The 277-nt window shown below is 57.0% G+C and carries 1 protein-coding gene; it reads right to left on the bottom strand.

Annotated elements, in window-relative coordinates; genetic code table 11:
• On the bottom strand, positions 1-277 hold a 277-nt coding region (locus Q4563_RS19570; protein WP_303605705.1), incomplete at both ends, for a S1C family serine protease.

Genomic DNA, 277 nt, shown 5'->3' with positions numbered 1-277 from the left:
CTATCAAGCCTTCCAACGCCTCCGGTAATGCCAGGGCATCCAGCAGCTTCGGTGTTGCTTCCTGGACTTCGATACCGAGCCAGCCCCGAATCGCGATACCGTGCTGCGAGATATCCGTCAGTGCTCGCTGGGCAACGGCAACAGGGATTGCAAAACCAATGCCTTCGCTGCCACCGCTTTGGGAATAAATCGCGGTATTGATACCGACCAGCTCACCTTTGGCATTGATCAGTGCACCGCCGGAGTTACCCGGGTTGATGGCGGCATCGGTTTGGAT

This window comes from Gilvimarinus sp. 1_MG-2023 (assembly GCF_030548285.1).
This window is presented reverse-complemented; position numbering and strand designations above follow the sequence as displayed.